This window comes from Weissella sp. DD23, from assembly GCF_001579105.1.
GTDB classification, from domain to species: Bacteria; Bacillota; Bacilli; order Lactobacillales; family Lactobacillaceae; genus Weissella; species Weissella cibaria.
Genome location: NZ_KQ970392.1, coordinates 201,787 through 205,536, shown reverse-complemented (window position 1 = coordinate 205,536; position 3,750 = coordinate 201,787). Strand labels below are relative to the sequence as shown.

General features: G+C 45.6%; 4 protein-coding genes. 1 reads left to right on the top strand and 3 read right to left on the bottom strand.

Annotated features, from left to right (window positions below; all coding sequences use genetic code 11):
* Positions 1 to 321: 321 nt before the first annotated feature.
* From rpoE to WEIDD23_RS05255, 3 genes are all read right to left on the bottom strand, one after another.
* Positions 322 to 915 (bottom strand): DNA-directed RNA polymerase subunit delta, encoded by a 594-nt coding sequence (gene rpoE, locus WEIDD23_RS05265; RefSeq protein WP_010372050.1) that lies wholly within the window; start codon positions 913 to 915, stop codon positions 322 to 324.
* An 80-nt stretch (positions 916 to 995) separates the two neighbouring features.
* Positions 996 to 1,832 (bottom strand): sugar-phosphatase, encoded by an 837-nt coding sequence (gene yidA, locus WEIDD23_RS05260; protein WP_010372054.1) that lies wholly within the window; start codon positions 1,830 to 1,832, stop codon positions 996 to 998.
* Positions 1,833 to 1,877: 45 nt separating this feature from the next.
* Positions 1,878 to 3,236, bottom strand: a complete 1,359-nt coding sequence (locus WEIDD23_RS05255) for an HD domain-containing protein (RefSeq protein WP_010372056.1) — start codon at positions 3,234 to 3,236, stop codon at positions 1,878 to 1,880.
* Positions 3,237 to 3,341: 105 nt separating this feature from the next.
* On the opposite strand from WEIDD23_RS05255, the gene WEIDD23_RS05250 reads away from it, so the two are divergent.
* On the top strand, positions 3,342 to 3,750 hold a 409-nt coding region (locus WEIDD23_RS05250), incomplete at its 3' end, for a YwiB family protein (RefSeq protein ID WP_062358817.1).

The window sequence follows — 3,750 nt, the reverse complement described above, 5'->3', positions numbered from 1 at the left end:
AACAACATGTATGAGGCTGTTGCCCAGCCCTTCATCTGTTCGACATACCATGATGGCTTAAAAATTTTAGCGACGTGTTCCCAAGAAAACTTTGGGGACGTTTGTGGTGCATTCATAATGAATACCTCTCTTCCGGTTCTTGATTAACGTGCGGTTTACCGCGCACGCTTTACTTTATTACGCGAGGGCTTTCTCGCGGTTACCTCTAAAAAAGCAACTTTACCAGTTTACGGGAATTCTTAAGAAAATGCAAAAACGTTTTAACAATCACAAAAAAACGCATAGCCCTCACAGCCATGCGTTTTTATTGTTAATTAAAAATTAACGTTCGATGTCACCTGAACCATAGTCGTCGTCGACTGGAGCGATGCCACCGATTTCTTCACCGATTCCGCCGGCAACTTCGTCATTACCGAAGTTGTCATCTGAATCGTCGTCATCGTCGTCATCCGCATCGTCATCATCATCTGATGCAGCTGCCGTCTCGTCTTCTTCTTCAACGTCACCGAAGTCATCGTCTTCAGGATCATCATCATTGTAGTCGATAACATCGTCATCATCTGCAACGTCTGCCAAGAAGGCATTGATCTTCTTACGCTTCTTCTTCTTTGGTTGACCTTCTTCTTCTTCAAGATCCAAGTGAACGGCTTCATCGATTGAGTCGATTGGGTACCATGAACGAAGCCCCCAAACGTTATCACCCAAAGAAATGAATGAACCGTCAATATTCAAATCAGTGTAAAATTGTGCCAAGCGCGCACGAATCTCTTCGTCCGTCTTACCAGTGAATGATTGTACTTCATTCAACAAATCACTAAACGCCATGGTGTCATGACGGTCAGACAAAATCGCACGAGCAACTTCAATCATTGAAAGCTCAGCCTTATTTTGGCCGTCAAATTGTGTTAATGCCAAATCACTGCACGTCCTTTCGCGGTCTTACTCAATGTCTTATCTTACAATATTTCAGGCATTTCGGCAAATATTATTCTCGGTTAATCCGCCAATTCCGGCATATCTCGACCAAGAACCCATTTTTCGACTGCCACACCAACGCCATCTTCATTTTGTGTCGTGGTTTCAACGTCCGCAATTGCCTTCACTTCAGGCACTGCATTTCCCATGGCGACACCCAAACCAGCCGCCTCAATCATCGTCAGATCATTTTGTTGGTCGCCCAACGCCATGGTCTCTGATCGGTCGATGCCCAGCAATTCTGCTAGTGCCAATAACCCGCTCCCCTTCGTAGCATCCTTGTGCATGAACTCCAAGTGTTGGGGCGTTGACTTGACAATATAGTACTTATCACGAATGGCTTGGGGCAATGCCTCACGCCAGCGATCCACGTCGGCTTCGTCACCGATAAACATGAACTTAACATAATGGTCATTTGGATCCATCTCAGCCATATCCGTCACATGCAACGGCATCTTAATCAAGAAGTTTTCACGACTTGCCCAATAGTTGATTGTGTCATCCGTTGTATAGGCAGCATCCAACGTTTCAACTTGCAGGTACGCACCCAAGTCATTGGCCACTTCACGCAACGTCAAATAATCGTCGTACGACAATTCCTGACCGCCCAGCGCCTTACCTGAGGTAGTTTGCACAACGCCACCGTTATACGTCACTGCATACTGGTCGTCACGATTGTTCAATCCCAGTTCATCCAAGTATTCTTGCACGCCCGGCAATGGACGTCCTGTCGTCAGAACAACTTTAACGCCTTGCGCCGTTGCTTCGTTCAATGCAGCCTTCACACGTGGCGTAACTTGCTTGGCTGTATTCACCAATGTGTCATCAATATCAATTGTAATTAGCTTAATCGTCATGTTTATCCCCCATAAACGGTTTCGTCTGGCAGCACTCGGCCCACCTTATTTAGTTACTGGTGCAATTAGTGTTTCGTTATGCACATAACGCTGGAATTCATTGTAAAGCGGCGCCATGACATCACCCACAGCATGTTCACTCATCATCTCACGTGGGAAGAAGAAGCGGGCATTACCAAAGATGCGGCCTGTCATCGCTTCAACCAGCGCACTTTGCGTTGACAATTCAACCAACTCACCAGCTGGCTGAATTAATTCAATTTGGGTTCGTGGCTTTTTATCACGCGGATTATAAGCATCATACGGTAAGTCATAACTATCGTTTTCTGCGGTGTAATAACGCTCATCAAACCCAGCTGATGAAATCAATTTCGTAATTGCTGGCAGCAAACTACGTGCATCATCTTCAATCAAAATCGACTTCAGTGGTTTACGATCCAAGAAACGTGTTGCCAAATCAGCTAAAATCGCATCATCAGCCAAACGCCATTCGCTAATATTAGCCAGCATGACCGAGTCATCCAACATCAAGTATTGTTGGAGTGTCACCTCACCGGCGAAGAGCGGTTGTAAGGCTGGCGAAATGAAATCCGCTGAAATACGTGGATCTGCCTGACTCTCATCGTACAAGAACTTCGCACGTTCTAGTAGATGTTGTAGCAACACCTCAAACGAACGTGAAACCGGGTGGAAGTACACCTGCACGTACATTTGGTAGCGTGAGACCACATAGTCTTCAATGGCATACATGCCCTTTTGATCGAAGGCGATCCCGCCCTCATAAGGACGCATCACGTGAATAATGCGTGACAAATCAAATTCACCGTAAGTGGCACCCGAATAATAAGCATCTCGTAACAGATAATCCATCCGGTCGGCATCGATTTGACTTGAAATCAATTGCACCACTTGCGGGTTCGGATAGGTCTTGGCAATCACACTCGCCACCTTGGCCGGGAAATCAGGTGCCACCTCAGCCAACACTTGGTGGATTTCTGTTTCTGGTGACAAAATAATTTGTTGCGTATAAGCTTCGTGATCAGTATTAAAAATATGTTCGAACGTATGTGAGTATGGGCCGTGGCCTAAATCATGTAGCAACGCCGCACTTAACAACACCAATCGTTCGTTTGCATCCCACAAGCCATCCCCAGGTTCCTTAGAAGGGAAAAACTTCTCAAGGTGATCAGCAAATTGCCGTGCAATTTCGTAGACCCCTAATGAATGTGAAAATCGTGAGTGTTCCGCACCGTGGAAGACGGCACTGGCAACGCCCAACTGCTTGATGCGTCGCAACCGTTGAAACTCAGTGGTGCCGATCAAGTCAAGAATAACCTGATCTTGGACACGAATAAAGTTATGCACTGGGTCGCGGAAAACTTTCTCTTTTACTGTTGTCATCATGATTGCCACAACGCCTTTCTGATTTATCAGATCAATTGTTTCTTACATTATAACGTACAAAAGCCTGTATAATAGGTTCAATAGGATTTTATAAGGAGATTTTATATGTCTGCCACTAACAACGAACGACCCGTATCAGTAAAATTACAAACAACTATCCACCAAGACGGTGATAAAGAGACCTTTACTTTTACAGAAACCGGCACCCTGGTCGAAATGAACGGCACGGCCTACTTACGCTATACCGAGCACCAAGCAGGATTTGAAACCCCAGTCACGTTCAAAGTACGTCCGGATGGTGAAGTGTCGCTAAAGCGTTCTGGCGAAAGCGCCACTCATTTGCGGTTTATGGCCGATCAAACCATCCCCACTCGTTACACCACAGCCCAAGGTTCAATGCTACTTGATGTTCAAACAACAACTTTATCAGCAAACGTGGCTGATACTTTCGACAGTGGTATTGTTGAAATCGCTTATTCTTTGTTAACTGGCGAAACAGTTCTTGGTGACTATA